The sequence below is a fragment of the Variovorax paradoxus genome, assembly GCF_024734665.1.
Classification (GTDB): Bacteria; Pseudomonadota; Gammaproteobacteria; order Burkholderiales; family Burkholderiaceae_C; genus Variovorax.
Genome location: NZ_CP102931.1, coordinates 5,702,986 through 5,728,952, shown reverse-complemented (window position 1 = coordinate 5,728,952; position 25,967 = coordinate 5,702,986). Strand labels below are relative to the sequence as shown.

Genomic DNA, 25,967 nt, shown 5'->3' with positions numbered 1-25,967 from the left:
TCGAGAAATCGAGGACATATCTCAATGCCTAAAGAATACAAAGACCTGGTCGTAGGACTCGACATCGGCACCGCCAAGGTGATGGTGGTCGTGGCCGAAGTGCTGCCCGGAGGCGAGCTCAAGCTGGCCGGCCTCGGCATCGCGCCGAGCAACGGCCTGAAGCGCGGCGTGGTGGTGAACATCGACGCCACCGTGCAGAGCATCCAGCAGGCCCTGAAAGAGGCCGAGCTGATGGCCGACTGCAAGATCAGCCGCGTCTACACCGGCATCACCGGCAGCCACATCCGCGGCATCAATTCGAGCGGCATGGTGGCGGTGAAGGACAAGGAAGTGACGCCCGCCGACGTGGCCCGCGTGGTGGAGACGGCCCGCGCCATCAACATCTCGAGCGACCAGCGCCTGCTGCTGGTGGAGCCGCAGGAGTTCGTGATCGACGGCCAGGACGTGAAGGAGCCGATCGGCATGAGCGGCATGCGGCTCGAAGCCAAGGTGCACATCGTGACCGGTGCGCAGAGCGCGGCCGAGAACATCATCAAATGCGTGCGCCGCTGCGGCCTCGAAGTCGACCAGCTGATGCTGAACCCGCTGGCATCGAGCCAGGCGGTGCTGACCGAGGACGAGCGCGAACTCGGCGTGGTGCTGGTCGACATAGGCGCGGGCACGACCGACGTGGCGATCTTCACCAACGGCGCGATCCGCCACACGGCCGTGATCCCGATCGCGGGCGACCTCATCACGAGCGACATTGCCATGGCGCTGCGCACGCCGACGAAGGACGCGGAAGACATCAAGGTCGAGAACGGCTATGCCAAGCAACTGCTGGCCGACCCCGACACGCAAGTCGAAGTGCCGGGCCTCGGCGATCGCGGCCCGCGCATGCTGAGCAAGCAGGCGCTGGCCGGCGTGATCGAGCCGCGCATCGAAGAGATCTTCTCGCTGGTGCAGCAGGTGGTGCGCGAGTCGGGCTACGAAGAGGTGTTGTCGTCGGGCGTGGTGCTCACGGGCGGCAGCGCGGTGATGCCCGGCATGGTCGAGCTCGGCGAAGACATCTTCCTGAAGCCCGTGCGCCGCGGCATCCCGAAGTATTCGAGCGCGCTGTCAGACATGGTTGCGCAGCCTCGCGCAGCGACGGTGATGGGCCTGCTCGAAGAAGCACGTTTTGCGCGCATGCGTGGCTTCAAGGTTGCACAGAAGAATGGGTCGGTAAAGACTGCATTCGGACGTTTCAAAGACTTCATCGTGGGGAATTTCTAGCCATGATCAAGTCTCCACTCTGGCTCGCGCGTGGCAGCCCTCCATTGCATTTCAACGAGCGATGGCGACGAACAGGTCCACCATCGTGACGGACGCATCGTTGATCTCGTCACGGCACAAGAATTATTCATAGACACATAACGGCAACTGCAAGATTCAAGGAGTTAAAAATGACCATCGAAATGATCGAAGTCGAAGAGTTCAATCAGGGCACGCAGATCAAGGTGATCGGTGTTGGCGGTGGCGGCGGCAATGCGGTCGCCCACATGATGGAGCGCGGTGTGCAGGGCGTTCAGTTCGTCTGCGCGAACACCGACGCACAGGCACTGCAGCGCAGCAGCGCGCACAAGATCATCCAGCTCGGCACCAGCGGCCTGGGTGCCGGCAGCAAGCCCGACAAGGGCCGTGAAGCGGCCGAGCTCGCGGTGGACGACATCCGCGCGGCCATCGACGGCGCGCACATGCTGTTCATCACGGCCGGCATGGGCGGCGGCACCGGCACCGGTGCTGCTCCCGTCATCGCGCGCGTCGCGAAGGAAATGGGCATCCTCACCGTGGGTGTGGTGACCAAGCCCTTCGACTGGGAAGGCGGCCGTCGCATGACCAACGCCGACGCCGGCCTGGCCGAGCTCGAAGCGAACGTCGATTCGCTGATCGTTGTGCTCAACGAGAAGCTGCTCGACGTGCTGGGCGAAGACGTCACGCAGGACGAAGCCTTCGCGCAAGCCAACGACGTGCTGAAGAACGCCGTGGGCGGCATCTCGGAAATCATCAATGAGTACGGCGGCGTGAACGTCGACTTCGAAGACGTGCGCACCGTGATGGGCGAGCCCGGCAAGGCCATGATGGGCACTGCTGCCGCAGCCGGCCCGGACCGCGCGCGCATCGCCGCCGAACAGGCCGTGGCCTGCCCGCTGCTCGAAGGTATCGACCTCTCGGGCGCCAAGGGTGTGCTGGTGCTGGTGACGGCATCGAAGGGCTCGCTGAAGCTGAACGAATCGAAGCTCGCGATGAACACCATCCGCGCCTACGCTTCGCCGGACGCGCACGTGATCTACGGCGCCGCATACGACGACAGCCTCGGCGACGAGATGCGCGTGACCGTGGTGGCCACCGGCCTGTCGCGTGCCGATGCCCGCCGCCAGGCACCTACGCTGGAAGTGATCCGCACCGGCACCGACAACATCCCGTTCAACGTGCCGACGCTCGGTGGTACGGGGCACGCCAGTGGTGGCGGCCACAGCCAGCCCAACTACGACGGCATGGCCGTTCCCAGCGTGTGGCGCACCAACCGCACGATGGCTGCAGCGAAGGTGGACGCGCTGTCTTCGGGCGGCATGGACGACTTCGAGATCCCGGCCTTCCTGCGCCGCCAGGCTGATTAAGAGGACACCCCGTTCGATGGTCTCGCTGGAGGCCATCGTGGGGTGAACTCGGCCAGACGCAGAGGGCACGAGGGTTCGCAAGGGGCACAGGGACGACCTGAAAGGGACGTCTGCTGACTCTAGGCGCTGCGCTCACCTCGTGCCCTTTGCGTCCATTTCGCGCCAATTTGGCGGGATTGCATAGAACCCATGTCTATCGGTGCCATAGCGAGGGGCATAGGGCGCCATGCCCGTCGGGCGCCTAAAATCCCGGCCGTGCTGCAACAACGAACCCTCAAGTCGATCAGCCGCGCCGTGGGCGTGGGGCTCCATAGCGGCCAACGCGTGGAGCTGACCCTGCGACCGGCCCCGGCCGACACGGGCATCGTGTTCCGCCGCGTCGACCTGCCCGAGCCAGCCGAGATCCGCATGACTGCCGAGGCGGTCACCGACACGCGCCTTGCATCCACCGTTTCCACCGGCGGCGCCAAGGTGCAGACCGTCGAACACCTGATGTCGGCCTGCGCGGGCCTGGGCATCGACAACCTCTACATCGACATCACGGCCGACGAAGTGCCGATCCTCGACGGGTCGGCCTCGTCCTTCGTGTTCCTGTTGCAAAGCGCGGGCATCGCGCTGCAGAAGGCGCCGCGCCGCTTCATCCGCGTGACTCGCAAGGTCGAAGTGCGCGAAGGCGAGGGCGCCAACGAGAAGTGGGCGAGCCTGGAGCCGTACCACGGCTACAAGCTGAGCTTCGAGATCGACTTTGACCACCGCGTGGTCAATTCCACCGGCCAGCGCGTGGAGTTCGACTTGGGCACCGACTCGTACAGCCGAGACATCGCACGCGCACGCACCTTCGGCTTCACCAAGGACGTCGAGTACATGCGCACCAAGGGCCTCGCGCTCGGTGGTGGGCTCGACAACGCGGTCGTCATGGACGACACCAAGGTGCTCAATGCGGGCGGTCTGCGCTACGACGACGAGTTCGTGAAGCACAAGATCCTCGATGCCATGGGCGACCTGTACATCATCGGCAAGCCGCTGCTGGCGGCCTACACCGCATTCCGTTCGGGCCATGCGCTCAACAACAAGCTGCTGCGCGAACTGCTTTCGCACAGCGACGCCTACGAAGTCGTGACCTTCGAGGACGAGAAGCGCGCACCGCGCGGTTTCGGCGAAGTCGCCCGCGCCTGGTAGGCCACGTCCGCTTTTAGTCCCACATGCTTCTTTTTCGCTGGGCCATCCTGCTGCTTCTGCTGGTGGCGGGCGTGTGCTTTGCGTTCTATGCGGGCACGGGGCAGGCCAAGTACCGGCGCATCGGATGGATCGTGTTGAAGTGGACGCTGCTGGCGGCGTTCGGCTTCTTCGCGGTGCTGATCGCCGAGCGCGTGGCGTAGCCTTTACGTCCTCGTTCGCATGTCCGGAAACGGCATGCGTGGCAGCACGCTCCGGCGCACGATGGCGCCATGAACACCAACACCTCCTCCAGCCGAAATCCATTCGGCGTTGAAGATGCGCCCGACCCGGATGGCGTAGATATCGAAGCGTTTGCCGAGTGCATCGAACTGCACGGCAGGCCCGATGACCCGAACGCGCCTGCGTGGGGCACACCGGTGAACGACGCGCCGTCCTCGATCGTCGGCGCATGGTCCAGCCGCTGGAATGGGGGCGCCAATCCGACGATCCCCGGTGATTCCGAAGCTGCGTGGAAGCAGGGCAAGGCCACCGTGCGGGTGGCCGGCAGCCGGTTCTACCTGCTGTTCGATTGGGATGGCGGCGCGCGGCAGGCCCTGCTCGATGTCCGCTATGTCGATCCCGACACGCTCGTGGGCCGCTACATCAACCTGAGCAATCCGGCCATCACGCAGCCCTGGGTGGGCCTGATCGTCGACAACCGCCGGATCGACGGCCGCTGGCCCAACGGGCGATTGGACTTCCGGCGATAGGCCTGCTCAGGCTGCGGCGAGTGCCTGAAAGGCCTGCACCTGCTGCGCAAGCAGCGGCCCCTTGCGGTGCGCAGGCACCAGCAGCATGACCGTGTCTCCCACCGCCTTCGGCCGTCCCCAGGGCGCATGCAGCTTGCCTTGCGCAAGCAATGGCGCGACCAGCCGCTCACGGCCCATCAGCACGCCTTCGCCATCGAGCGCGGCCTGCAGTGCGAGGCTGTAGAGCGAGAAGTCCGGCCCGGCGGCCATTGCTTCGGCTTCGGCCGTCGTGACACCGGGGCGAACAGCCTGCAGCCAACGCGGCCAATCGTCGCGCCACACGGTGTCGTGCAGACCACCGCAGCGCGTGAGCAGATCCGCCAGGTCATCGAGCGGGCGAGGACACCCGCTGGGCAGCGCCTGCTGCAGGCGTGGGCTGCAAACGGGCAGCAGCCGGTCGCGTACGAGCGGAATCGCCTGCGCGCCGACAGCGGTCTCGATGTGCTCGCCGGCCCGCGCATAGAACAACCCGAGATCGAAAGGCTCGCGGCGGAAGTTCGGTGGCTGCTCCAGCGCAGTGACCGACACCTGCACGCCGGGCAGTGCGGCCTTCAGTTTCGAGAGCCGCGGCGACAGCCACAGCTGCGCCACGGCTGGCAAGGCAGCCACCTGCAGCGTGCTGAGGCGTGCGGCGGTCTGCGTCTCGTGGCGCAGCGCCTGCACCGCCAGGCCGAGTTGGTCGACGGCCGCGCTGAGCGCCGGCAGCGCGCGCCGCCCGTGTGCGCTGAGGCGAATGCCCTGGCTGTGCCGCTCGAACAGCGCGCCGCCGGCCCAGGTCTCCAACGTCTTGATCTGCTGCGCGACGGCAGCCGGTGTGACGAAGAGTTCTTCGGCTGCCCGCGCGAAGCTGCCGTGGCGGGCAGCGGCCTCGAAGGCGCGCACGGCCGTGTGCGGCGGCAGGCGGGGGCGGGGCGGTGCGAGTGGCATCGGAGCAATCCTTCAGGCCAAGTTTTTCTAGGGCTCAGGCCCAGATTATCCGGTTTGCCCGGCCGGCGGCGGCAGGCGACGATGCGGCCATTCACCACTTCCAGCGAGATCCACCGCATGCCAGCCGCCCTGCAACGCCGCCCCTGGGTTCCCGCCGCCAGCGAAGACCATGTGCTCTCCATCGCCGCCGACGCCGCTGCGCGCGACGCGGCGGGAGTCGCCGCCGAGATCGAACGGCTGGTGGCCGACAACCATCGCATCCACGATGTCGAGGGACTGAACCTCAACCCCGCCACCAACGTGATGAACCCGGCCGCCGAAGCGCTGCTGTCGCGCGGGCTCGGCTCGCGCCCCTCGCTCGGCTACCCGGGCGACAAGTACGAGATGGGGCTGGAAGCCATCGAGCGCATCGAGGTCGTCGCCGCCGAGCTCGCAGCCGAAGTGTTCGGCGCGAAGTTCGCCGAAGTGCGCGTGAGCTCGGGCGCGCTGTCGAATCTCTACGTGTTCATGGCGACCTGCCAGCCCGGCGACACGATCATCGTGCCGCCGCCCAGCATCGGTGGCCACGTCACGCACCATGCGGCGGGCGCAGCTGGGCTGTATGGCCTGAAGCCGGTTTCCGCGCCGGTGGACGCCGACGGCTACACGGTCGATGTGGTTGCGCTGGCAAAGCTGGCGCGCGAGGTGAAGCCGAAGCTCATCACCATCGGCGGCAGCCTGAACCTGTTCCCGCATCCGGTGCCCGCGATCCGCGAGATCGCCGACAGCGTGGGCGCGAAGCTGTTGTTCGATGCCGCGCACCTTTCGGGCATGGTGGCCGGCAAGGCGTGGCCGCAGCCGCTCGAGCAGGGCGCGCATGCGATCACCATGAGCACCTACAAGAGCCTGGGCGGCCCGGCGGGTGGCCTGATCGTGTCGAACGACGCGGCACTGATGGAGCGCATCGATGCCATCGCCTACCCCGGCCTCACTGCCAACTCGGATGCGGGCCGCACCGCCGCGCTGGCCCGCGGGCTGCTCGACTGGAAGGTGCATGGCGTTGCCTATGCGGCTGCGATGCGCGAGACCGCGCAGGCTCTGGCGCGTGCGCTCGATGCGCAAGGCCTGCCCGTGTTCGCGAAGGCGCGCGGCTTCACCCAGTCGCACCAGCTTGCGGTCGAGGCGGCGCGCTGGGGCGGCGGGCAGCATGCGGCGAAGAAGCTCGCGCAAGGCAGCCTGCTGGCTTGCGGCATCGGCTTGCCGACCGCACCCGTGGATGGCGACATCAACGGCCTGCGGCTTGGCGTGCCGGAGATCGTGCGCCTGGGCTTCACGCCTGACGACATGCCGCAGCTGGCCGATTGGATTGCTCGGGCTCTGGCAGGGGATGCGGCCACCGTCGCCGTTGAAGTGCGAGAGCGCCGCAAGCGCCTCGGCGAGCTGCGCTACATCGTGCGCTGAGTCAGCGCGAGCGCCCTTGCCGGTAGGTGCCGGCATGCGTCTTCGACAGCTCGGCCGCCTCCGCGAGCCGAGCCATCGACCGCCCCACCTGCGCGTGCGTGATGGCAATGCCCAGCGCGTCCGCCGCGTCGGCGCCCGGCAGGCCCGGCAGTTCGAGCAGCCGCCGCACCATCTCCTGCACCTGCGCCTTGGCGGCCTGGCCGTGGCCGGCCACGGCCTTCTTCATCTGCAGCGCGGTGTACTCGGCCACCGAGAGGTTGTTGCTCACCAGCGCGGTCACGCAGGCGCCGCGCGCCTGTCCCAGCAGCAGCGTCGACTGCGGGTTGACGTTGACGAAGATGATTTCGACCGCCGACGCATCGGGCTGGTAGCGCGCGGTGATCTCCGCGATGCCGTCGAACAGCACCTTCAGGCGTGCCGGGAGGTTGCCTGTGCCCAGGTGCCGGGTGCTGATGGTGCCGCTGGCCACGTAGCGCAGCGCATGGCCGTCCGCGTCGACCACGCCGAAGCCGGTGGTCTGCAAGCCGGGGTCGATGCCAAGAATGCGCATGAAAGGAAGCGAAAAGGCTTACGCCAGTGCAAAGAGGAGAGAGAAGGGGCCGAACTATCGCTCGAAAGCAGCGCTATCGCGGGCAGAATCCGTGCCGATTCGTACAGTCTGCCCCGCTTTCCGCGGGGCGCGCCACACAAGGAAGCGAATGTGAATGTAGTCGAGTCCTCCGCGCAGCGGCAACTGGACGAGGCGCAAGCCTTGATCGAACGCCTGCAGCAGCACCCTGCCGAACGTGCGGCCGCGAGCTTCCGCCGCATCGAACTGCTCAACGACCTGGGCCGCCGCAACGAGGCACTGGCCGCCTGTACCCGTCTGCTCGACGAGTACGCAGCCAGACCCGATGTCGGTGTGGTCGTGCCCTGCTGCCAGGCGCTGCGCCTGCTGGCGCACATGCTGCGCCAGATGCATCGCCCCGCCGACGCGCTCGCCACCCTCGACCGGCTGATTGCCGCGCACGGCCAGCGCAGCGAGCCCGCGATCCGCGAGCACATCGCCCATGCGCTGTATCAGCGCACTTGGTGGATCGACGAACCCGAGGCGCGCTGCGAAGCCTGCGACGCCATGAGCGATCTGCTCGACAGCCAGCCCGATGCCGCGCTCGACGCGTGGCGCGTGGAGGCCCGGCTGCTCAAGGCCGAGATCGAACACCACCGCGGCCTGCCGCAGGACGCGCTTGCCACGCTGGAAGCAGTGATCGAGCGCTTCGACGGCAGCACCGACCCCGGCGTGGTGCTGCGCGTGGCGCGTGCGCGCCTGGCCTCGGTGCTGAACCTGCGCGAACTGGCGCAGCACGCACAGGCCCAGGTGATGTGCCTGGCAGTGGCCGACCAGATCGAGGCCGGCCTCGCCGACGCGGCGCCCGAGCTGCGCATCGAGGGCGTGCGGGCGCTGACGCTGTTCTTCGACGGCTTCGGCATCGACGAGCATGCGAACCGCGCCGAGCTGGTCGGCTGGCTGCTCGACCGCTACGGGCGCGACGAGTCGTCGCAGGTGCGCCGCATGGCCGTGCGCCGTGCCTACGACTGGTCGGTGGGGCTGCGCGAGCAGGACGACGGAGAGGTCGCGCTGGCCGCCTGCGAGCGGCTGCTCGTAACCTTCGGTGCGGACACCGATGCCGGCGTGCAGCGCACCGTGGCGGGCGCGCTGCTCAACAAGGGCTTCGTGCTGCTCGAACGGCTCGGCCGGCCCGAGGATGCGCTCGCGGTGTACGAGCAACTCGCGAAGCAGCTGAAGGACACGCCCACGCCCGAGCTGCAGGACACCCTGGCCAAGGCCACCGCCGGCCGCCTGGCCTGCCTGAAGCGGTTGCGCAAGGCCGATGCAGAGTTGCCGCCCGAGCTGCGCGACGAGGTGCGCGACAAGGTCAAACAGGGCCGCAAGCACGGCGATGCGGGCGAGTCGCGCGAGGCCATCGCGCTGTTCGACGAAGTGCTGGCCGCGTATTCCGCATCGCCCCACCCGGAGCTGCGCCGCCAGTGCGCGCGGGCGCTCGTCCACAAGGCCTTCTGCCTGGTCGCGCTGGATCGCTTTGCCGAAGTGATCGCCGCGGCCGACGCGATGGACGCGCGCTACGGCGCCGACCCGTCGACGGAGATGCAGGAGACGGTCGCGCTGTGCCTGCAGTACAAGAGCACCGCGCTCGACCGTCTCGGCCTGCACGACGACGAGATGCGGGTGCACGACGAGATCGTCGCGCGCTGGGGCAACTCCGAGCTGCCGGACCTGCGCGGGCGCGTGGTCGGCGCGCTGTTTCGCAAGGGCGCCACGCTGCGCCAGACCGGCCAGCTCAAGGCGGCCGTGGCCTGCTACGACGAGGCCATCGCGCGTACCACCGGCGCGAGGGAAGGCGCGCTGCAGCTGTGGGCCGCCAAGTCGATGATCAACAAGGCCAAGGCGCTCGACAAGCTCGGCGATCCCGTGGGGCAGGCCAAGGCGTATCGCGCGCTCATTGCGCGCTTCGGCGATACGGGTGATGCCGCGCTGCGCGAGCGTGTCGCCAATGCCTGCGAATGGCTGGCCGAGGCCGAGGGCCGGCAGGGGCGCGTGGAGGCGCAGCGCGCGGCGCTCGAAGCCGCGCTGGGCCGTTTCGGCACGGCGTTGTCGGCCGAGCAGCGCACGCGGTTGACGCGCGAGCTGCAGGCGCTGAAGGCCAAGGCCTTCGGGCGCGCAGCGAAGCAGGCCTTCGACCGCGTGGTGCGCCGCAGAGCCTGATGAGGCTCAGGCGTTGAAGTACCAGCGGATGGAGTGGAAGAAGATCGGGGCCGCGAAGCAGAGCGCATCGACCCGGTCGAGAAGGCCGTTGGCACCCGTGACGCCCACGCCCTTCTGGCCCCAGTTCGGAATGCCCCGGTCGCGCTTGAGCGCCTTCATCACCAGGTGCCCCATCGACCCCGCGATGCAGGCAATGACCGACACCGCAAGCGCTTGCCCGAACTTGAACGGCGTGATGAACGAGAACAGCGCGCCCACCAGGCTCGCCACCACGATGCCGATGCCCCAGCTGGTCCAGTTGAAGCTGCGGCTCACGTTGGGCGCGAAGGGCGCGCGCTGGGTGCGGCGCGAGATCAGGTGCTGCACCAACACCGAGGTCTGCACAACGAACACCAGGAAGAACACGAGGAACGCGCTCTTGCCCTCGTAGCCCGGAAAGCTCAGCAGCAGCAGCGCCGGCACGTGGCTCATGCCGTAGACGCAGACCATGATGCCCCACTGCAGCTTTGCGTTGCGTTCCAGGAAGTGGCTCGGGTCGTTGGCCAGCGCGCTCGCCACCGGTATCGCGAGGAACACGTACACCGGGATGAACACGGTGAACAGGTCGAAGCGCGCCGTGGCCACCAGCCAGAACTGGATCGGCAGCACCACGAAGAAAGCGAGGATCAGGCTGCGGTGGTCGCCGCGCCGTGTGGGCGAGAGCGTGATGAACTCGCGCAGCGCGAAGAAGGAGATCAGCGCGAACAGCACGGTGGCCACGGTTTCGCCCAGCGCCCAGCCGATCCAGAAAATGATGACCATGAACCAGGTGGTGCCCAGCAGCGCGCGGAAGTGCGCGAGCTCGGCCTGCCAGGTGGCGTCGTGCACGGGGTTGCGCTTTTCCCTGAAGCTCAGGAAGAAGGCCGTGGTGCTCACGATCACGAGCACGCCGAAGATGATGAGGAAAAGCGCCGCGACCTGGTGGGTCGGAGTGAGGTTGCGCAGGAACTGGTTCATGTCGTCAGACGTCGCGCAATGCGATCACGGCGGCGCGCGCCCGGTCGAGGAAGGGCCGGCGTTCTTCGTCTTCTTCGACGCGGATCGGCGCGCCGAAGGTAACGGAGCAGAGGATGGGCACCGGCACGATCTCGCCCTTGGGCATCACGCGCTGCACGTTGTCGATCCATGCCGGCACCAGCACCACCTCGGGGAACATGGTGGCGAGCGTGTAGAGGCCCGACTTGAACTTCTGCGGCTCGCCCGTGTGGCCGCGTGTGCCTTCGGGAAAGATGATGATGGAGTCGCCGCTGCGCAGGGCTTCAACGAGCGGTGCGAGTGGGTCGACGGCTGGGGCTGGTGCAGCGACCGGGATTTCTTCGGGCGCCGCGGGCGGTGGCGGCTCTGGAGGAGGCGGCGGAGCGGGCGGCTCGGGAAGGTCGAGCCGGCCCTGCGCTTCGGGCACGGTCTCTGCGGGCGGTGCCGGCGGCGTCAAGGGCAGCAGCGGTTCCATCGAGGGCTCGATGCGCTCGGCAGGCATCGGCGGCAGTGGCCGTTGTGTTGGCGGGGCTTCGGCCACCACGGGTGGGGGTACAGGAGGTGCCGCCGCCGCAGCAGGCGCCGTCGCCTGCCGCTCCACGTACACCGCGTTGAACACCTCCGTCGTGATCCAGCGCTTGACCGGTGTGTTGGCCCAGTAGTCGCGCGCCGCGATAGGCCGCGTGATGCTGCGCAGCTCTTCAGGCAATGCCGCCCAGATCATCACGAGGTCGGCGTGGCTCTGGTGGTTGGCGAAATAGATGCGCTGCTCGGCTTTCGGCGGACAGCCATACCAGCGCGCCTGCGCGCCAGTGAGCAACCGGACGATTCCCAACAACAACCAACCCGTGAGCTTTGCCAGCATATGGGCGCGATGATACGGGCCATGCGATGGCGTTTTGATCCTCTTTCACTCGTGTGGGCGGTGGCCCTGTTTCTTGTTCTCGTGCTGCTGGCCACCGTCGGCGCACGCTGGGGCTGGCTGCGCAGCTTCTTCGGCGACGTGCTGGCCGTGGTGTGGGTCTACTTCGTCTTCAGGACGGTGATTGGCGCGCGGGTGTTGCCCCTGGCGTTGGCTGCGCTGGGCGTGGGTCTCGCGGTCGAACTCGGGCAGTACCTTGCGGCGGCGTGGCACTTGCACATTCCGAACCGCGCCTTGCGTATCGTGCTCGGCAGCACCGCCGACTGGTGGGACGTGCTGGCCTACGTGATCGGCTTTGCTGCCGTGCTGGCCATCGAGGGCCTGCGCGGTGCGGTCGTCAGGGCAGCTCGGCCGCAGGCATCCGCGCCATGACCGTCGACGCCCGCCCACTCAGGTAGGGCGAGCCGATCCGGCGCTCAAAGAACTTGGGGCTCGGCAGCATCACTGCCAGGCGCGCGGCCTCGTTGGTGCTCAGGCGCGAGGCCGGCTTGCGGAAGTAGTACTGCGACGCCGCCTCGGCACCGAACACGCCTTCGCCCCACTCAACGTTGTTGAGATAGATCTCGAGAATGCGCCGCTTGTCGAGCAGCACTTCGAGCAGCGTGGCGAGCACCAGCTCCTGGCCCTTGCGCAGCAAGGTGCGCTCGCCTGACAGCAGCAGGTTCTTCGCGAGTTGCTGCGTGATGGTGGAGCCGCCACGCAGGCGAACCGGCTGTACCGGCCTTCCCCGCGCCACCGCGCGTGCTGCGCGCTTGGCGGCGAGTTCTTCGGCCCTGGCATTGCGCTGGCGCGCGCGCTCGATGGCTTCCCACTCCACGCCGTTGTGGTCGACGAAGCCGGCGTCCTCGCTCGCGATGACGGCGCGCTTGAGCGTGTCGTTGATCTGCGCGTAGGGCACCCACTCCTGCCGCCAGCCGGCGCCGCTGCCCTGGTGGATAGTGATCTGGAAAGCCTCGGAGCGCTGGAACGCAGTGCTCTGCGGATCGATCACCGCCATCGCCGCGATACGCACCACGAAGAACAGCTCGAGTGCCACGCCCGCCACCACGAGGCAGGCGATCAGGCGCAGCACTGCCTTCATTTCAGCTCGGCTCGAACTTCAGCCAGCACTTGCGCGGAAGGCGGCCGCACGCCGCGCCAGATCTCGAAGGACTCGGCAGCCTGCTCGACCAGCATGCCGAGCCCGTCGCGCGCGACCGCGCCGTGCGCCTCGGCCCAGGCCATGAAGCCCGCCGCAGCAGGGCCGTACATCATGTCGACCGCGAGTCCGCCAGCGCGCAGCACGCTGGCCTTCACGGGCACCGCATCGCCCGCAAGACTGGAGGCGGTGGCGTTGACCACCACGTCGAAAGCGCCCGGCACTTCGTCGAGCGCCCAGGCTTCGAGCGACGCGCCGTGGCGCAGCGCAATGGCCGCATGTCGGCGCACCAGCTCGACGGCCTTGCCCACGGTGCGATTGGCCACCACGACGCGCGAAGCGCCCGCGTCGAGCAGCGGCCCGAGCACGCCGGCCGCCGCACCGCCCGCGCCGATCAGCAGCAGCGCCTTGCCTTGTAGCGGCACGGCCGCGTTGCGAACGATGTCGTTGACCAGGCCGATGCCGTCGGTGTTGTCCGCATGGATGCTGCCGTCGGCGTCGAAGCGCAGCGTGTTGACCGCCTGCGCGAGCAGGGCGCGTTCGCTGGTGTGCTGGGCAAGCGCGGCGGCTTCGAACTTGAAGGGCACGGTGATGTTGCAGCCGCGCGCGGTGTCGCCGCGTTCGGCGGCTTCGCTGCGAAAGGCCGCGATGCCTTCGGCAAATGCGCCGAGCGGAATCAGCCGCCGGCCGTAGTCCATCTGCTGGCCGCAGAGCTCGGCAAAACGTGCGTGGATGCGCGGCGAGCGGCTGTGCTCGACGGGGTTGCCCATGACGCAATACAGGTCCATGGCGTCTGCCTTCTTTTGTTGCGTCTGCTTCTACTGCGAGGAGAGTTCGACCGACCCGTCGTGCGCGAACCGGAAGTGCGGCCGGATCACGATCTGGTCGGCGTGCTCCTTGCGCATCGCGTCGGTGAACGTGCCGAAGTTGCCGACGCTGGCAACGATGGCCTGGGCGCGCTTGTCCAGCAGCGCAATGCCCGAGCTTTCATCGACAACCGTCGAGAGCAGGCGACCGTCGAAGTTGACCGTGATGGTCATCGTCAGCTCGCCGTAGAGCTTCTTGCCGGCGAGCGTCGGAAAGTTGGCAGTGCCCTGCGCTTCCACCCGGCGGCGCAGCGAATCGACGTAGGTGGCGAAGGCCGCTTCTCGCGTGAAGGGGCTCAGGAAGCGCTTCTTCGGGCGTGCGTTTTCTTCGTTCACGCGCCGCTCGATTTCGGCCAGCAGATTGATCATCTGGCGGCGCTTTTCTTCCTGCGCCGTGGCCTCGGTCGGGTCCCCGGGGTTGCGCGGGTCGGGCGCGGGCATTGCGGCGAGGTCGCGCTTGAGCTGGGTGAGCATCTGCATCTGCTCGGTCTGCATCGCGTCGACCTTGCGCTGCGCATCTTCGAACGAATCGCCGACGGTGGTGAAGCTCGACGGCGGCAGTGGGCTGGTTGCGCGGCCCTTGTCGAGGTCGCCGCCGCCTGCAAGCGAGGTCTGGGCCCGCAGCCGGGCGCTGGGGTCGGGCTTGTCGTTGGTCTTGCTGTTGACCAGGATCACTTCGAGCGGTGTGTCGCTGAAGACCTTGTTGAACGATTCGGGATCGACGAAGCGCACCGCGAGCAGTGCGGCATGCGCAATGACCGACACGCCCAGTGCAATCTGCAGCGTGCTGAGGTCCTTGAAGTTCATTCTCGAAACTCCTCCAGGGGCCGCATTTCTTCGGACGATCCGCCGAAATTCATGCGGGTGTGTTTTCGGGCGCAGCAGCCTCGCTGTCGCTCAGGTCGACGGCAATGGCAATTGGGCCTGCGACCACTTCTTCTTCGTCGCCCTCATCGCTTTCGTCTGCGAGGGCGGCATCGGCCTTCGGAGTGTCGAGGCGTTCGAGCACCGTGCCGCTCACGTCGAGCGCGATCTCGTCGATCTCGCCGAGCTTCACGCGCAGGCGGGCGCCGCGTTCCTGCTGGCCGGCCACTGGGAACACCAGCGGCAGCGTTTCGGCACGCACCAGCGCGCCGTTGGGCAGGTCTTTGATGACGGTGGCTTCGAGCTCGGTGATGCCCTGCTGCTGCAGGTACTTCAGCGTCCAGAAGCGTTCCATGCCGCCTTGGTAGGCGTTGTACGTGGCATAGGCCGCGTCGAAGCCCGAGAGGATCGAGAACAGGTCGGCGTCCTTCGGCTTGAAGGGCGCAGCCAGCGCAGCAGTCTTGCCGTGGCGCGCGGCCGCGATGATCTGCCACTGGTTCACCAGGTCGGTGTAGCGGCGCAGCGGCGAGGTGCTCCACGCATAGCTTTTCACGCCAAGGCCCGCATGCGGCAGCGCGCGCGTGCCCATGCGCACCTTGATGCCGGGCGCGAGGCTGGCCTGGCTGCGGTAGAGCCCGGGCACGCCCAGCTCGCCGAGCCAGCCGCCCCAGCTGCTGTTGGCCAGGATCATCGCTTCGGACACGATCAGGTCGAGCGGCGCGCCGCGCTGGCGCGTGCTGATCTGCACCTGCTCGCTGCCGGTGGGCTCGCCCTCGTTGCCGACGAGGCGGAAGTTGTAATCGGGCCGGTTGAAGTTCTCGGGCTTGCCGCGCACCACTTCGCGCTGCGCTTTCAGCTGCTTGGCAAGGCGGAACAGGAACGAGAGCGGGGCGCGCAGTTTGGCCGCCGCTTCTGGCGTGTTGTCGCTCTGGAAAGACGCGTCTTCGAGCCAGGGCTGCGTGACGACGGTGTCGAGCTGGTCGTGGCGCAGATTGGCCACGATGGGCACACGCTCCAGCTTCGTCTCGGTGCCTTGCAGCTCCAGCGTGGCTTCGTCGAAGCGCGCGTACAGCGACACGGCAGGCCGGTCGCCGCCTTCGAGCAGCGTGTAGGTGTTGACCACATCGTCGGGCAGCATCGTGATCTTGTAGCCCGGCATGTAGACCGTCGACATGCGCGCACGCGCTACGTTGTCGATGGCGCTGCCGGGCGTGAGCGCCAGGGCCGGTGCGGCGATGTGGATGCCGACGGTGACGGTGCCGGTGCCGAGGCCCTGCACGGAGAGCGCGTCGTCGATTTCGGTGGTCTGCGAATCGTCGATCGAGAAGGCCTGCACCTCGGAGGCCACGGGCAAGTCGTCCACGATGGCGGGCGCCGCGAGCGCGGGGAAGCCGGTGCCCTTGGGGAAGTTCTCGAACAGGAAGCGCCGCCAGTGGAACTGGTAGGGCGAGTCGATGGCGCCGGCGCGCTCCAGCAGGTCGAGCGGCGGACGCTGCGTGGCGCGCGCGGCGTCGACCACGGCCTTGTATTCGGGGGCGTTCTTGTCGGGGCGGAACAGGATCTTGTAGAGCTGCTCGCGCACGGGCGCGGGGCAAACGCCCTCGGCCAGCTGCGCGGCCCACTCGGCGATCTGCGCCTGGATGACCTTCTTCTTCTCGATGGCGGCCAGCGCCTGCTGCACGATCTCGGCCGGCGCCTTCTTGAAGCGCCCCTTGCCCGCGCGGCGGAAGTAGTGCGGCGCCTCGAACAGCGCGAACAGGGCGGCCGCCTGCTGGGCGAGCGAGGGCTTTTCGCTGAAATATTCGGCGGCCAGCTCGGCAAATGCGAATTCGCCCTCGGGCGCGAACTCCCAGGCGAGGTCGAGATCAAGAGCGGCGGCGAGCGAGCGCGCCTCGGCGATCAGATCGGCGGGCGACGGTTTCTCGAAACGCAGAACGATGTTGGCGCCCTTGACCTTGACGCGCTTGCCGGTTTCGAGCTCGACTTGTGCCGATGCTTCGGCCTCCGACAGCACGCGGCCGCCGAGGTACTTGCCGGCTTCTTCAAACAATACAAACATCCGCGGATTCTCCCACGCTGGAACGGGCGCGATTCCATTCCAGGGGATGCCGTGGAAGCCTGGGGGTGAGTTCTAGACCGGGTTGATGAAGGCCATCACGTCGTCGAGATGGGCCTTTTCGAAATCCGACAGGGCGTGGTCGCTGCCCTCGAGCAGCTTGATGTTGCTGTCGGGGTAGCGCGCGGACATTTCGTGCCAGTCAAGCGCCTCGTCGCCCTTGGCGATGATCGCGAACACGCGTTCTGGCCGCGTGAGCGGGCCGACTTCCATCGCGCGAAGCTCGTGGATGTATTCGGGACGAAAGTAGAAATGCTCGGCCGGGTCATGCCAGACGGTCTGGTCGCCGATGTAGCGCGTGAGGTCGCGCGCGGGATGCACGGCCGGGTTGAGCAGCACCGCTCGGCAACGCGTCATGCCGGCCACGTAGGTGGCGTAGTACCCGCCGAGCGACGAGCCCACCACCGCCATCGACTTGCGCGGCCAGTGCGCGATGCCCTTCATCACCATGTCGATGGCGTCGTGCGGCGACGGCGGCAATTGCGGACACCACCACTGCAGATTCGGATGTTGCCGCGCCACGCGCTCCGCGACGATCCGGGCCTTGGTCGAACGAGGCGAAGAACGGAAACCGTGCAGGTAAAGCAGGTGTGTGGTTTGCGGATCCATGCGAGGAAAAGACGGGAGGTGCGAGCGTCGCACCTCGCTTGCCGGGAACGGGTAATTCTGCATGAGGTCTGTTCTCGCGAGGCCGCTTCCAACATACAAAAAACCCGCCGGGCGAGGTTCTTCGGTAAGGCCGTAGCTTACTGAGAGCCCGAGGCGCGCCGGCATTTCGCGTGCCCCGGTTCGGGGGTGTGCCGTGCGACTGGAATTCAAAAGTACTAAATCCTTGACCACTGCGGCATGAATGGCCTACGTTCGGGTTACTTCATTTGCATGGGAAGGGGGATATGCCCTGCAAAAAAGCGGCGAAAGTTTCGCGGTGATGCTTCATCGTGGGCATCCCATGAACGGGGGAGGCGTGTATGGATTCCCGGTGCGCGCCGGGGCTTATGCTCATGCCCATGAACACTGAGGCTCAGGACGACGCGACGCTACGCCGCTGGGGTGTGCTGGTCGTCGAAGACGATAGCCGCGCGCGCGCCTTTTTCGAGGCCAGCGTGCAGCGCAGCCCGCGCCTTTTCTGGCTCGGCAGTGCGGGCACGGTGCAGGAAGCGCTGGGTTGGCTGTCCCGCACCACCACCATTCCCGACGTGCTGCTGGTCGATCTCGGCATGCCCGACGGCACCGGACTCGATGTGATCCGCGACGCCGTGGCGCGCTTTCCCGGGTGCGAGCCGCTGGTGGTGTCTGTTTTCGGCGACGAAGAGAACGTGCTCGCCAGCATCGAGGCGGGTGCCGTAGGCTACATCCACAAGGACGCCGCGCCGGAGGACATCGCGCAGACCATCGTGGAGATGAAGGCAGGCGCCTCGCCGATCTCGCCCATGATCGCGCGGCGTGTGCTCGCGAAGTACCGCAGCTTGCAATCGGCGGTCGTTCCCGGCGCGCCGCCGGGTGCGGCGCCCGAAGCAGCCGCGGACGAGTCCGACCGCGGCCTGCTGTCGGCACGAGAACACGAGGTGCTGACGCTGATCGCGCGCGGCTTCTCGTACGCGGAGATCGCGCGGCTCAAGGGTCTGAGCGTGCACACCGTGCAGACCCACATCAAGAATCTCTACGGAAAGCTCGCCGTGCATTCCAAGAGCGAGGCCGTTTTCGAAGCAACGCGGCTCGGCCTGTTGTCTCATCCGGGCTGAGCACAGATGCGACCAAAATGGGCGTCGCTGCTGATGCTATGGCTGGCGATGCTCCTCGCGGGTATTGCCGGCGTCTCCAGCGCGGTCGCGTCCGAGGCGCCGATCGAACTGCGCCAGGGCACCGTGACGACCACGGTCGACGGCGTTACGCGCACCGAGCCGGTCGAGCTGTCCTACCACTGGGACCGCCAGCACAACGGCCGCCCCGGCATGGCGAGTTTTGACCTGCCGTTCACGCTCGAGGCCGAGCCCGAGACGCCGTGGGGCATCTTCATTCCACGCGTCGGCAACGTCTTCGAGGTGAAATTGAACGACGCGCTGCTGCAGGTCTACGGCGACCTGGACCGCAGCAACGACGCCGACTACGCCAAGGCGCCCATCTACGTGCCGGTGCCCGGGCGCCTGCTGCGCAAGGGCGACAACCTCCTGCAGATCCGCCTGCACGCCGATACCGCCCGGCGCGCGGGGCTGTCGCAAGTGGTCATCGGACCGGCCGCGCCGGTGCGCACCGAACTCTTCGAGAGCGCCTATGCATGGCGCTTCACCGGCTCGGTGCTGCTGATGGCTTTCAGCCTGATCGTCGGCGGCATCGCGCTGGCGCTGTGGCTGACGCAGGTCGACGTCGATGCCAAGGGCGCCCAGCGGCGCGACGGCATCTACTTCTGGGCCGCGCTGGCGGAGTTCTGCTGGGCGGTGCGGGTGGCCGACGGCGTGATCGCCGAGCCTCCCCTGTCCTGGGGGCCATGGGGCGTGCTGATGGCCGCCTGCTATGCGGGCTGGGCCGCCTCTTCCATGATGTTCGTCTACCACCTCGCGGGGTGGGGGCGCGACCGCCGCTACCGGTGGGTGCGCTGGCCTGTCGCGGGCATCGTGGCCGCTACGGTGCTGTTCAGCGCGCTGTCGCTGCAGCGCGAGGAGCCGATGTGGCTCACCGGTTGGCTTGCCGTCCAGATCGTGTTCGTCCTGGCCTTCGTCAGCGCCTTCGCTGTCGCCACCCTGCGCGAGCCGAGCGCCGAGCGGCTGCTGGTGGCCGGCGCTGCTCTGGTGACAGTGATGTTCGGCGTGCGCGACTGGCTGGTGATCCGCCTCAGCGACGCCTATGGCGAGACCACCTGGGTGCGCTATTCGTCGGTGTTCTTCGGCGTGGCGCTGCTGTTGATCGTGCTGCGGCGCTTTCGTGCGGCGAGCGTGTTGGCGCGCGGATCGGTCGCGGCCCTGGCCGAGCGGGTGGCCCAGCGCGAACGCGAGCTGGCGGCCACGTATGCCGAACTCGAGGCCGCGGCGCGCGACCAGGCGCGCACCCACGAGCGCGAACGCATCCTGCGCGAAATGCACGACGGCATGGGCTCGCACATCACTTCGGCGATCCGGCAGCTGCAGTCGGGCCAGACCAGCTCGGGCGACCTGCTGCGCACGCTGCGCGATTCGCTGGACCAGCTCAAGCTGCAGATCGATTCGATCCACCTGCCGCCGGGCGACGTGGGTGCGCTGCTGGCAGCGGCGCGCTACCGCCTGGAGCCCCGCCTGGCGTCTTCGGGCATCGAGTTCGAATGGGCGGTGGACGAGGTGGAGCCGGTAGAGCGGCTCGGCGCGCAAGGCATGCGGCAATTGCAGTTTTTGCTCTTCGAGGCGATCTCCAACGTGCTGCAGCACGCCCAGGCCACCGTGTTGCGATTCGAGGCCGGGATGCAGGGCACGACGGTGCAACTGCGGGTGATCGACAACGGCAAGGGCTTTGACGCCGTGAAGCATCGGCCGCGGTCGCTGGCGGAGCGCTCGGGGGCCATCGGGGCCCGGCTGACGGTTGAAAGCCGACCCGGACGCACGGTCGTTCAGCTCGAATTCGATTGAGAACCCCGCACCCGGTGCCCCGGTGCGAGGCCCTCAGATGTTCATTCAGAACTGCTTGTAGAACAGCACGTAGCGCGTGATGCCGAGGCTGCGCGCGTTGTAGGCCTCGAACGCCAGGTAATGCACCCGCGTGCCTTCGGCGTACTGCTTGCCAGCAGCGCTGTCGCAATGCGTGTCGCCGGCCGTCTCGGCGGAGCAGTCGATCACCGCCTTGCGCGCCGTGGAGGGCAGCGCGATGTTGTCGTTGAAGCGGGTGCCCGACTTGGCGAAGCCGTAGGCCGTCAGCACGGCGGGAGCCAGCGCGCCGCTCGGCACGACCCACGCATCCTGGTTGCCAGTGACGCTGATGTCCAGGATGTTCGGCTGGCCCGCACTGTTCGTGGGGTAGACCAAGCCAGCGTCGGCATTGGTGCGGGAGACCAGCTGGGTGCGCATGGCGGGCGCCAGGTCGAACAGCGGCTGCTGGCGGATCTCGCCGATCGTTGCTGCGCGAGAGAGGGTGCGTTCGTACTGGATCACGTTGGGTACGCCCGGCTTCGCGTGCACGAACTCGAATTTCCACACGCTCTGGTCCTGCAACTGGCTGATCTGCGTGTCGGTGTACTGGGGGTCGAGCAACCCGATGCCGGGCTCACGGCTCGCCAGGCTGCCGGGCGTCGACGGGTTCTCGTAGATGCCGCGCAGATTGATGCCGTTGTTGAGCTCCGGCGTGCCGTCGGGCCTGGTCACCACGAGGAACGACAGGCCGGGTTGCGGGATGAAGGTCAGGACCTTGTTCAGCGGCGAAGTCACGATGACCTTGCTGAAGACTGCCGCGCCGCCTTCCTGCCGATTCCGGATCGGGATGCCGTAACCCGTGGTGTACGAGTTGAACGCGGGGGAGTTGATCATGTCGCGGTAGGCGAACACCGGGCGCACGTTGGAGGCGTAGACATGGCCGTCCCCAGCGAGCTTGAGCGTGCTGCCCACCTTGCGCACGGTGACGGTGCCGAAGGTGACGTTGTCTCCCACGTCGGTCGCGCGGTAGCTGAGTGCTAGGTCGCCGTTCGGACGGAAGAACTCGAAGTTGGCGCGGTCCCAGGTGCGGCCCGTGTTTTCGGGACGGAAGAGACTGGTGAAGCTGCCCTGGTTGTCGGCGTCGCGGCCCACGCCGAAGCCGCTGTGGAGGTAGCCGGCAGGGTCGTTTCCAACGAAGAGCTCGCGGCAGGCGGGCGCGATCACATCAACCGGCCCGCCGGTCACTGCCGTTGTGTCGTTCGGCGCGGAGACGCGCTGCGACAGCGGCAGTCGGTAGCACGCGTTCAGGCGGTCGAGCAGATTGGCCAGCAAGGCCGGCGCGGGAAGGCCGGCCAGTTGGTCTGGCGTAATGCCCGTTGGCAGAGCCGGAACGGAGGCATCGCTGCTACGGAAGATGATGGAGGCTGGTACAGCGTCGTCGCCCGACGGAAGGCCCTTCACCGTGATCTCGATGTTGGCAGCGCCGCTGTCGGGGCGCACGCTGACCAGCAGCGCGTCGAGTACCTTGTCGTGCCCGGTGCCGTCGGCGCTGAATTGGCCGGTGATCGGATCGACGGTGGCCTGCCCGAGGGCGTCCAGCACCGGCTGGAGCGCTGCAACGAGCGCGGCTGTCTGCTGTTGCAGGCGCGCGTCGGTCACGGTGCCAGCGTTGGCCTGTATGGCCGCCGCCAGATTGGCGGGGCGACCATCCGGCGAGAGCCGAGAGACGATGACCGTGGTCAGCGGCGTGATGTTGGCGGTGCCGCCGTTGCTGGCAACGGTGCTGTAGAGCGACTGGTCGTCGCGCACCGCGGTGATTACGAGGGGCGCCTTGGTGGCTGCGGACAGCGCGCAGTGGTAGGTGCCTTGCCCGTCGGTCTGGGTGGTGCAGACCGTCGCGCCGCTTTGATCCTGGACCGTGACGGTGGCGCCACCGAAGGCCGCGCCGGTGGCGGCCGTGCCGCTCAGGGTGGGCGAGGTCGAAGCAGAGGAATTCGGGGTGGACGAGTTACCCGAGCCGGCCAGTCCGAAGGGCAGCCCTGAGCTCCCTCCGCCGCCACCGCCGCCGCATGCGACGACCGAAATGCAAAGACCTGCCACGAGCGACAAGCGCAGACGTTGAGACGCCATCCGATCCTCCCTTTTTTATGAATCCCCGAATGTAAGAGCAAGAGGCGAACGACCCATGACAGTCGGGGATGGGGATTTCCACGGGGGGACACGCGCCGGGGATTCGTATAAGCCGGATAATCCGCCCCCATGTCTGCCGTGTTCAATCAGCCCTCCCTGGCGCGTCGCATTGCGCCCATCTTCCAGGGCTTCGACGGCTTTCTGGCCTTCGCCGTGCTGCTGCTCGCGTTCGCCGGGCTGCTGACCATGTATTCCTCCGGCTATGACCATGGCTCGCGCTTCGTCGACCATGGCCGCAACATGCTGCTGGCCGGCTTCATCATGTTCGTGGTGGCGCAGGTGCCGCCGCAGCGGCTGATGCTGGCCGCCGTGCCGCTCTACACGATGGGCGTGGCGCTGCTGGTGGCGGTGGCGCTGTTCGGCATCACCAAGAAGGGCGCCCAGCGCTGGATCAACGTGGGCGTGGTGATCCAGCCCAGCGAAATCCTGAAGATCGCAATGCCGCTGATGCTGGCCTGGTGGTTCCAGCGGCGCGAAGGCCAGCTGCGGCCGCTCGACTTCGTGGTAGCTACGGTGCTGCTGGCGGTGCCGGTCGGGCTCATCATGAAGCAGCCCGACCTGGGAACCTCGCTGCTGGTGCTGGCCGCCGGGCTGGCGGTGATCTTCTTTGCCGGGCTGCCGTGGAAGCTGATCGTGCCGCCGGTGCTGATCGGCGCGGTGGCCGTGACGCTGATCGTGGGCTTCGAGTCGAAGCTGTGCGCCGACGGGGTCGACTGGCGCGTGCTGCACGACTACCAGAAGCAGCGCGTGTGCACGCTGCTCGACCCGAGCAAGGACCCGCTGGGCAAGGGCTTCCACATCATCCAGGGGATGATCGCCATCGGTTCGGGCGGGGTGGGCGGAAAGGGCTTCATGCAGGGTACGCAGACGCACCTCGAATTCATTCCCGAGCGAACCACCGACTTCATCTTTGCCGCCTATTCCGAGGAATTCGGGCTGATGGGCAACCTGGCGCTGATTTCGGCCTTCATCCTGCTGATCTTCCGGGGGCTGGTGATCGCGACCAATGCGGCGACCCTGTTCTCGCGCCTGCTGGCAGGGGCGGTGACGATGATCTTCTTCACCTACGCCTTCGTGAACATGGGCATGGTGAGCGGCATCCTGCCGGTGGTGGGGGTGCCGCTGCCGTTCATCAGCTATGGCGGTACGGCCATGGTGACGCTGGGGCTGGGGCTGGGGATCCTGATGTCGATCGCCCGGGCAAGGAAGCTGGCGCAGAACTAGTAGCGCCAGAGTGCCCTTTGGGGCAGCGCGGAAGAGGGCGGCTGCCTAGAATGTCACGATGATCTCTCGCGAACCCACCATCGAGCGCCTCGCCACGGCGCAACAGCTTCTTCTCACGCCGTTCGGCCTCGACGAATCGCACCTGAGCAAGGCCTTGGCCGAGATCACCGCGCACCGGGTGGACGACGCCGACCTGTACTTCCAGTACACGCGCAGCGAGGGCTGGAGCCTCGAAGAGGGCATCGTCAAGACCGGCAGCTTCAGCATCGACCAGGGCGTTGGCGTGCGTGCGGTCAGTGGCGAGAAGACCGCTTTTGCCTATTCAGACGACATTTCCGAGGCCTCGCTGCTCGACGCGGCGCGCACGGTGCGCTCCATTTCCTCCGCCGGCCGCACGGGCCGTGTGAAGACGCCGGCCCGCAAGATCGCATCGAGCCGCTCGCTCTACGACGGCATCGACCCCATTTCCACGCTCGACAGCACCACCAAGGTGAAGTTGCTCGAAAAGGTCGAAAAGCTGGCCCGCTCGCGCGATCCGCGCGTGGCGCAGGTCATGGCGGGCCTTGCAAGCGAGTACGACGTGGTGCTCGTGGCACGTGCCGACGGCACGCTGGCCGCCGACGTGCGCCCGCTGGTGCGCCTGTCGGTCACCGTGATCGCCGAGCAGAACGGCCGCCGCGAAATCGGCTCCGGCGGCGGTGGGGGGCGTTTCGGCCTGGCCTATTTCACCGACGAACAGATCGCCGAGTACGTCGACCATGCCGTGAAAGCCGCCCTGACCAACCTCGACGCACGCCCGGCGCCGGCCGGCGAAATGACCGTGGTGCTCGGCTCCGGCTGGCCCGGCATCCTGCTGCACGAAGCCATTGGCCACGGCCTGGAGGGCGACTTCAACCGCAAGGGCTCAAGCGCGTTCTCCGGCCGCATCGGCCAGCGCGTGGCGGCCAAGGGCGTCACGGTGCTCGACGACGGCACGATCGCCGACCGCCGCGGCTCGCTCAACGTCGACGACGAGGGCAACGCCAGCCAGCGCAACGTGCTGATCGAGGACGGCATCCTCAAGGGCTACATCCAGGACGCGCTCAATGCGCGCCTCATGAAGGTCAAGCCCACAGGCAACGGCCGCCGCGAAAGCTACGCACACGTGCCGATGCCGCGCATGACCAACACCTACATGCTTGGCGGCGACAAGGACCCGAAGGAAATCGTCGCCAGCATCAAGAAGGGCCTGTACGCCACGAACTTCGGCGGCGGGCAGGTCGACATCACGAGCGGCAAGTTCGTGTTCTCGGCCAGCGAGGCCTATTGGGTCGAGAACGGCAAGATCCAGTACCCGGTGAAGGGCGCGACCATCGTGGGCAATGGCCCCGACGCACTCACCCGCGTGACCATGATCGGCAACGACATGGCGCTTGACTCGGGCGTCGGCACATGCGGCAAGGAAGGCCAGAGCGTGCCGGTGGGCGTCGGCCAGCCGACGTTGCGCATCGATGGTTTGACCGTAGGCGGCACGGCCTGAGGGCTTGTTAAGCTGCGCTCCTTTCACAACAAGGAGCGTTCGATGAGGATCAGGATCAATTCGTCCGCGGCTCTGTGGGCCGTGACTGCCGTTGTAGTGCTGGCGGGCGCGGGTTGCGCGTCGCGCGGCGGCTCCGGGGGCAGCCAGCCTGCGGCTGCGCCGGCACCCGCCCCCGCGGCACCGGCGCGCGGCGGCGCGAAGGCCGGCATGGATGCCCAGGGCAACGTGGTCGACTCGTCGAAGGTCGAAGCAGGCAGCGGCCGCACCGTCAAGGGCCTGAACGGCTACGAAGGCGAAATCACCGGCAACCCGGCGCGCAACAGCAAGTTCACACGCCTGCAGATCGGCATGAGCGCCAAGCAGGTCACCGACCTTGCGGGCCCGCCGACCGACCAGGGGGCGTACGTTACGGGCAAGGCCTTCATTCCGTTCTATTTCGGCAGCGACCGCCACCGTTTCGAGATGACCTACAAAGGCCAGGGCCGGTTGGTCTTCGCCGGTGGCGGCATGGGCGAATACACCAGCGGTAACCTGATCTGGATCATCCACAACGCCAACGAGTCGGGCTACCGGTAAACAACGCCGCACCCGGCCGCTTGACCGGGTTTTTGCTTTCCGTGCTACATTTCGCGCACATGTCCGCCCTCCGCGCTTATTTCTTTGCCTACTTTTGGTTCCCGGTTTCCGGCGGACGAGAGGCGAGCGCGTAAAGCAAACGAACACCCTCCCAAAACCGCCGGTGCCCTGAGCCCCGGCGGTTTTTTTTTGCCCCTGCGATATCCACTCA

General features: G+C 67.2%; 23 protein-coding genes. 13 read left to right on the top strand and 10 right to left on the bottom strand.

Going from position 1 to position 25,967, the window contains the following annotated elements; genetic code table 11:
• The first annotated feature begins 24 nt into the window (after nucleotides 1–24).
• The 5 genes from ftsA (at nucleotide 25) to NWF24_RS26990 (ending at nucleotide 4,567) form a co-directional block, all read left to right on the top strand.
• Nucleotides 25–1,254: a cell division protein FtsA gene (gene ftsA, locus NWF24_RS27010; protein WP_007832444.1), complete on the top strand. Its 1,230-nt coding sequence runs from the start codon at nucleotides 25–27 to the stop codon at nucleotides 1,252–1,254.
• Between the two features lie 170 nt (nucleotides 1,255–1,424).
• Nucleotides 1,425–2,639, top strand: a complete 1,215-nt coding sequence (gene ftsZ, locus NWF24_RS27005; protein ID WP_093056258.1) for a cell division protein FtsZ — start codon at nucleotides 1,425–1,427, stop codon at nucleotides 2,637–2,639.
• 255 nt (nucleotides 2,640–2,894) lie between these two features.
• A complete protein-coding gene (lpxC, locus tag NWF24_RS27000) occupies nucleotides 2,895–3,818 on the top strand; it encodes a UDP-3-O-acyl-N-acetylglucosamine deacetylase (protein ID WP_258351224.1) in 924 nt (307 codons plus the stop codon).
• A gap of 23 nt (nucleotides 3,819–3,841) precedes the next feature.
• Nucleotides 3,842–4,018: a hypothetical protein gene (locus tag NWF24_RS26995; protein WP_164713437.1), complete on the top strand. Its 177-nt coding sequence runs from the start codon at nucleotides 3,842–3,844 to the stop codon at nucleotides 4,016–4,018.
• 69 nt (nucleotides 4,019–4,087) lie between these two features.
• Nucleotides 4,088–4,567, top strand: coding sequence for a hypothetical protein (locus tag NWF24_RS26990; protein ID WP_258351223.1), 480 nt, complete (start codon nucleotides 4,088–4,090; stop codon nucleotides 4,565–4,567).
• A 6-nt stretch (nucleotides 4,568–4,573) separates the two neighbouring features.
• On the opposite strand, the gene NWF24_RS26985 is transcribed toward NWF24_RS26990, so the two are convergent.
• On the bottom strand, nucleotides 4,574–5,533 hold the full coding sequence (locus tag NWF24_RS26985) for a LysR family transcriptional regulator (RefSeq protein ID WP_258351222.1): 960 nt from the start codon (nucleotides 5,531–5,533) through the stop codon (nucleotides 4,574–4,576).
• A 117-nt stretch (nucleotides 5,534–5,650) separates the two neighbouring features.
• On the opposite strand from NWF24_RS26985, the gene NWF24_RS26980 reads away from it, so the two are divergent.
• Nucleotides 5,651–6,973 (top strand): serine hydroxymethyltransferase, encoded by a 1,323-nt coding sequence (locus NWF24_RS26980; RefSeq protein WP_258351221.1) that lies wholly within the window; start codon nucleotides 5,651–5,653, stop codon nucleotides 6,971–6,973.
• A gap of 1 nt (nucleotide 6,974) precedes the next feature.
• Here the strand turns inward: NWF24_RS26980 and ruvC are convergent, their stop codons facing one another.
• Nucleotides 6,975–7,523, bottom strand: a complete 549-nt coding sequence (gene ruvC / locus NWF24_RS26975) for a crossover junction endodeoxyribonuclease RuvC (protein ID WP_093056250.1) — start codon at nucleotides 7,521–7,523, stop codon at nucleotides 6,975–6,977.
• Nucleotides 7,524–7,673: 150 nt separating this feature from the next.
• Here ruvC and NWF24_RS26970 point away from each other — a divergent pair, with 150 nt between their 5' ends.
• Complete coding sequence (locus tag NWF24_RS26970) at nucleotides 7,674–9,737, top strand: tetratricopeptide repeat protein (RefSeq protein ID WP_258351220.1); 2,064 nt, start codon at nucleotides 7,674–7,676, stop codon at nucleotides 9,735–9,737.
• 6 nt (nucleotides 9,738–9,743) lie between these two features.
• On the opposite strand, the gene NWF24_RS26965 is transcribed toward NWF24_RS26970, so the two are convergent.
• Both NWF24_RS26965 and NWF24_RS26960 read right to left on the bottom strand, forming a co-directional pair.
• A complete protein-coding gene (locus tag NWF24_RS26965) occupies nucleotides 9,744–10,733 on the bottom strand; it encodes a phosphatidate cytidylyltransferase (RefSeq protein ID WP_093056246.1) in 990 nt (329 codons plus the stop codon).
• Nucleotides 10,734–10,737: 4 nt separating this feature from the next.
• Nucleotides 10,738–11,616, bottom strand: a complete 879-nt coding sequence (locus tag NWF24_RS26960) for a lysophospholipid acyltransferase family protein (RefSeq protein WP_258351219.1) — start codon at nucleotides 11,614–11,616, stop codon at nucleotides 10,738–10,740.
• A gap of 9 nt (nucleotides 11,617–11,625) precedes the next feature.
• Between NWF24_RS26960 and NWF24_RS26955 the strand changes: the two genes are divergently transcribed.
• A complete protein-coding gene (locus NWF24_RS26955) occupies nucleotides 11,626–12,045 on the top strand; it encodes a ribosomal maturation YjgA family protein (RefSeq protein ID WP_258355359.1) in 420 nt (139 codons plus the stop codon).
• On the opposite strand, the gene mtgA is transcribed toward NWF24_RS26955, so the two are convergent.
• From mtgA to NWF24_RS26930, 5 genes are all read right to left on the bottom strand, one after another.
• Nucleotides 12,011–12,754 (bottom strand): monofunctional biosynthetic peptidoglycan transglycosylase, encoded by a 744-nt coding sequence (gene mtgA, locus NWF24_RS26950; RefSeq protein ID WP_258351218.1) that lies wholly within the window; start codon nucleotides 12,752–12,754, stop codon nucleotides 12,011–12,013. The genes NWF24_RS26955 and mtgA overlap by 35 nt on opposite strands.
• Nucleotides 12,751–13,599, bottom strand: a complete 849-nt coding sequence (gene aroE, locus NWF24_RS26945; RefSeq protein WP_258351217.1) for a shikimate dehydrogenase — start codon at nucleotides 13,597–13,599, stop codon at nucleotides 12,751–12,753. Before aroE ends, mtgA begins: the two co-directional genes overlap by 4 nt.
• A 30-nt stretch (nucleotides 13,600–13,629) precedes the next feature.
• Nucleotides 13,630–14,484: an energy transducer TonB gene (locus NWF24_RS26940; protein ID WP_093056238.1), complete on the bottom strand. Its 855-nt coding sequence runs from the start codon at nucleotides 14,482–14,484 to the stop codon at nucleotides 13,630–13,632.
• Nucleotides 14,485–14,533: 49 nt separating this feature from the next.
• Nucleotides 14,534–16,600 (bottom strand): ribonuclease catalytic domain-containing protein, encoded by a 2,067-nt coding sequence (locus NWF24_RS26935; protein ID WP_258351216.1) that lies wholly within the window; start codon nucleotides 16,598–16,600, stop codon nucleotides 14,534–14,536.
• Nucleotides 16,601–16,672: 72 nt separating this feature from the next.
• Nucleotides 16,673–17,266, bottom strand: coding sequence for a YqiA/YcfP family alpha/beta fold hydrolase (locus tag NWF24_RS26930; protein WP_093056235.1), 594 nt, complete (start codon nucleotides 17,264–17,266; stop codon nucleotides 16,673–16,675).
• A 386-nt stretch (nucleotides 17,267–17,652) separates the two neighbouring features.
• Between NWF24_RS26930 and NWF24_RS26925 the strand changes: the two genes are divergently transcribed.
• Both NWF24_RS26925 and NWF24_RS26920 read left to right on the top strand, forming a co-directional pair.
• Complete coding sequence (locus NWF24_RS26925) at nucleotides 17,653–18,399, top strand: response regulator transcription factor (protein WP_258351215.1); 747 nt, start codon at nucleotides 17,653–17,655, stop codon at nucleotides 18,397–18,399.
• 6 nt (nucleotides 18,400–18,405) lie between these two features.
• Entirely contained in the window at nucleotides 18,406–20,250 is a 1,845-nt protein-coding gene (locus NWF24_RS26920; RefSeq protein ID WP_258351214.1) for a sensor histidine kinase, read from the top strand.
• Between the two features lie 45 nt (nucleotides 20,251–20,295).
• Here the strand turns inward: NWF24_RS26920 and NWF24_RS26915 are convergent, their stop codons facing one another.
• Nucleotides 20,296–22,377, bottom strand: coding sequence for a carboxypeptidase regulatory-like domain-containing protein (locus NWF24_RS26915; RefSeq protein WP_258351213.1), 2,082 nt, complete (start codon nucleotides 22,375–22,377; stop codon nucleotides 20,296–20,298).
• 129 nt (nucleotides 22,378–22,506) lie between these two features.
• Between NWF24_RS26915 and rodA the strand changes: the two genes are divergently transcribed.
• From rodA to NWF24_RS26900, 3 genes are read left to right on the top strand one after another with little or no spacing between them, the layout of a single operon-like run.
• On the top strand, nucleotides 22,507–23,661 hold the full coding sequence (gene rodA, locus NWF24_RS26910; protein ID WP_258351212.1) for a rod shape-determining protein RodA: 1,155 nt from the start codon (nucleotides 22,507–22,509) through the stop codon (nucleotides 23,659–23,661).
• A 58-nt stretch (nucleotides 23,662–23,719) separates the two neighbouring features.
• Nucleotides 23,720–25,180: a metalloprotease TldD gene (gene tldD / locus NWF24_RS26905; protein ID WP_093056227.1), complete on the top strand. Its 1,461-nt coding sequence runs from the start codon at nucleotides 23,720–23,722 to the stop codon at nucleotides 25,178–25,180.
• Between the two features lie 42 nt (nucleotides 25,181–25,222).
• A complete protein-coding gene (locus NWF24_RS26900) occupies nucleotides 25,223–25,756 on the top strand; it encodes a hypothetical protein (RefSeq protein ID WP_258351211.1) in 534 nt (177 codons plus the stop codon).
• Nucleotides 25,757–25,967: the final 211 nt, after the last annotated feature.

What these genes read in the sequence shown, in the direction of transcription:
- ftsA (WP_007832444.1), top strand. Translation starts at nt 25, where the DNA reads ATGCCTAAAGAATACAAAGACCTGGTCGTAGGACTCGACATCGGCACC.
- ftsZ (WP_093056258.1), top strand. Translation starts at nt 1,425, where the DNA reads ATGACCATCGAAATGATCGAAGTCGAAGAGTTCAATCAGGGCACGCAG.
- NWF24_RS26995 (WP_164713437.1), top strand. Translation starts at nt 3,842, where the DNA reads ATGCTTCTTTTTCGCTGGGCCATCCTGCTGCTTCTGCTGGTGGCGGGC.
- NWF24_RS26990 (WP_258351223.1), top strand. Translation starts at nt 4,088, where the DNA reads ATGAACACCAACACCTCCTCCAGCCGAAATCCATTCGGCGTTGAAGAT.
- NWF24_RS26985 (WP_258351222.1), bottom strand. Translation starts at nt 5,533, where the DNA reads ATGCCACTCGCACCGCCCCGCCCCCGCCTGCCGCCGCACACGGCCGTG.
- NWF24_RS26980 (WP_258351221.1), top strand. Translation starts at nt 5,651, where the DNA reads ATGCCAGCCGCCCTGCAACGCCGCCCCTGGGTTCCCGCCGCCAGCGAA.
- ruvC (WP_093056250.1), bottom strand. Translation starts at nt 7,523, where the DNA reads ATGCGCATTCTTGGCATCGACCCCGGCTTGCAGACCACCGGCTTCGGC.
- NWF24_RS26965 (WP_093056246.1), bottom strand. Translation starts at nt 10,733, where the DNA reads ATGAACCAGTTCCTGCGCAACCTCACTCCGACCCACCAGGTCGCGGCG.
- NWF24_RS26960 (WP_258351219.1), bottom strand. Translation starts at nt 11,616, where the DNA reads ATGCTGGCAAAGCTCACGGGTTGGTTGTTGTTGGGAATCGTCCGGTTG.
- NWF24_RS26955 (WP_258355359.1), top strand. Translation starts at nt 11,626, where the DNA reads ATGATACGGGCCATGCGATGGCGTTTTGATCCTCTTTCACTCGTGTGG.
- mtgA (WP_258351218.1), bottom strand. Translation starts at nt 12,754, where the DNA reads ATGAAGGCAGTGCTGCGCCTGATCGCCTGCCTCGTGGTGGCGGGCGTG.
- aroE (WP_258351217.1), bottom strand. Translation starts at nt 13,599, where the DNA reads ATGGACCTGTATTGCGTCATGGGCAACCCCGTCGAGCACAGCCGCTCG.
- NWF24_RS26940 (WP_093056238.1), bottom strand. Translation starts at nt 14,484, where the DNA reads ATGAACTTCAAGGACCTCAGCACGCTGCAGATTGCACTGGGCGTGTCG.
- NWF24_RS26935 (WP_258351216.1), bottom strand. Translation starts at nt 16,600, where the DNA reads ATGTTTGTATTGTTTGAAGAAGCCGGCAAGTACCTCGGCGGCCGCGTG.
- NWF24_RS26930 (WP_093056235.1), bottom strand. Translation starts at nt 17,266, where the DNA reads ATGGATCCGCAAACCACACACCTGCTTTACCTGCACGGTTTCCGTTCT.
- NWF24_RS26925 (WP_258351215.1), top strand. Translation starts at nt 17,653, where the DNA reads ATGCTCATGCCCATGAACACTGAGGCTCAGGACGACGCGACGCTACGC.
- NWF24_RS26920 (WP_258351214.1), top strand. Translation starts at nt 18,406, where the DNA reads ATGCGACCAAAATGGGCGTCGCTGCTGATGCTATGGCTGGCGATGCTC.
- NWF24_RS26915 (WP_258351213.1), bottom strand. Translation starts at nt 22,377, where the DNA reads ATGGCGTCTCAACGTCTGCGCTTGTCGCTCGTGGCAGGTCTTTGCATT.
- rodA (WP_258351212.1), top strand. Translation starts at nt 22,507, where the DNA reads ATGTCTGCCGTGTTCAATCAGCCCTCCCTGGCGCGTCGCATTGCGCCC.
- tldD (WP_093056227.1), top strand. Translation starts at nt 23,720, where the DNA reads ATGATCTCTCGCGAACCCACCATCGAGCGCCTCGCCACGGCGCAACAG.
- NWF24_RS26900 (WP_258351211.1), top strand. Translation starts at nt 25,223, where the DNA reads ATGAGGATCAGGATCAATTCGTCCGCGGCTCTGTGGGCCGTGACTGCC.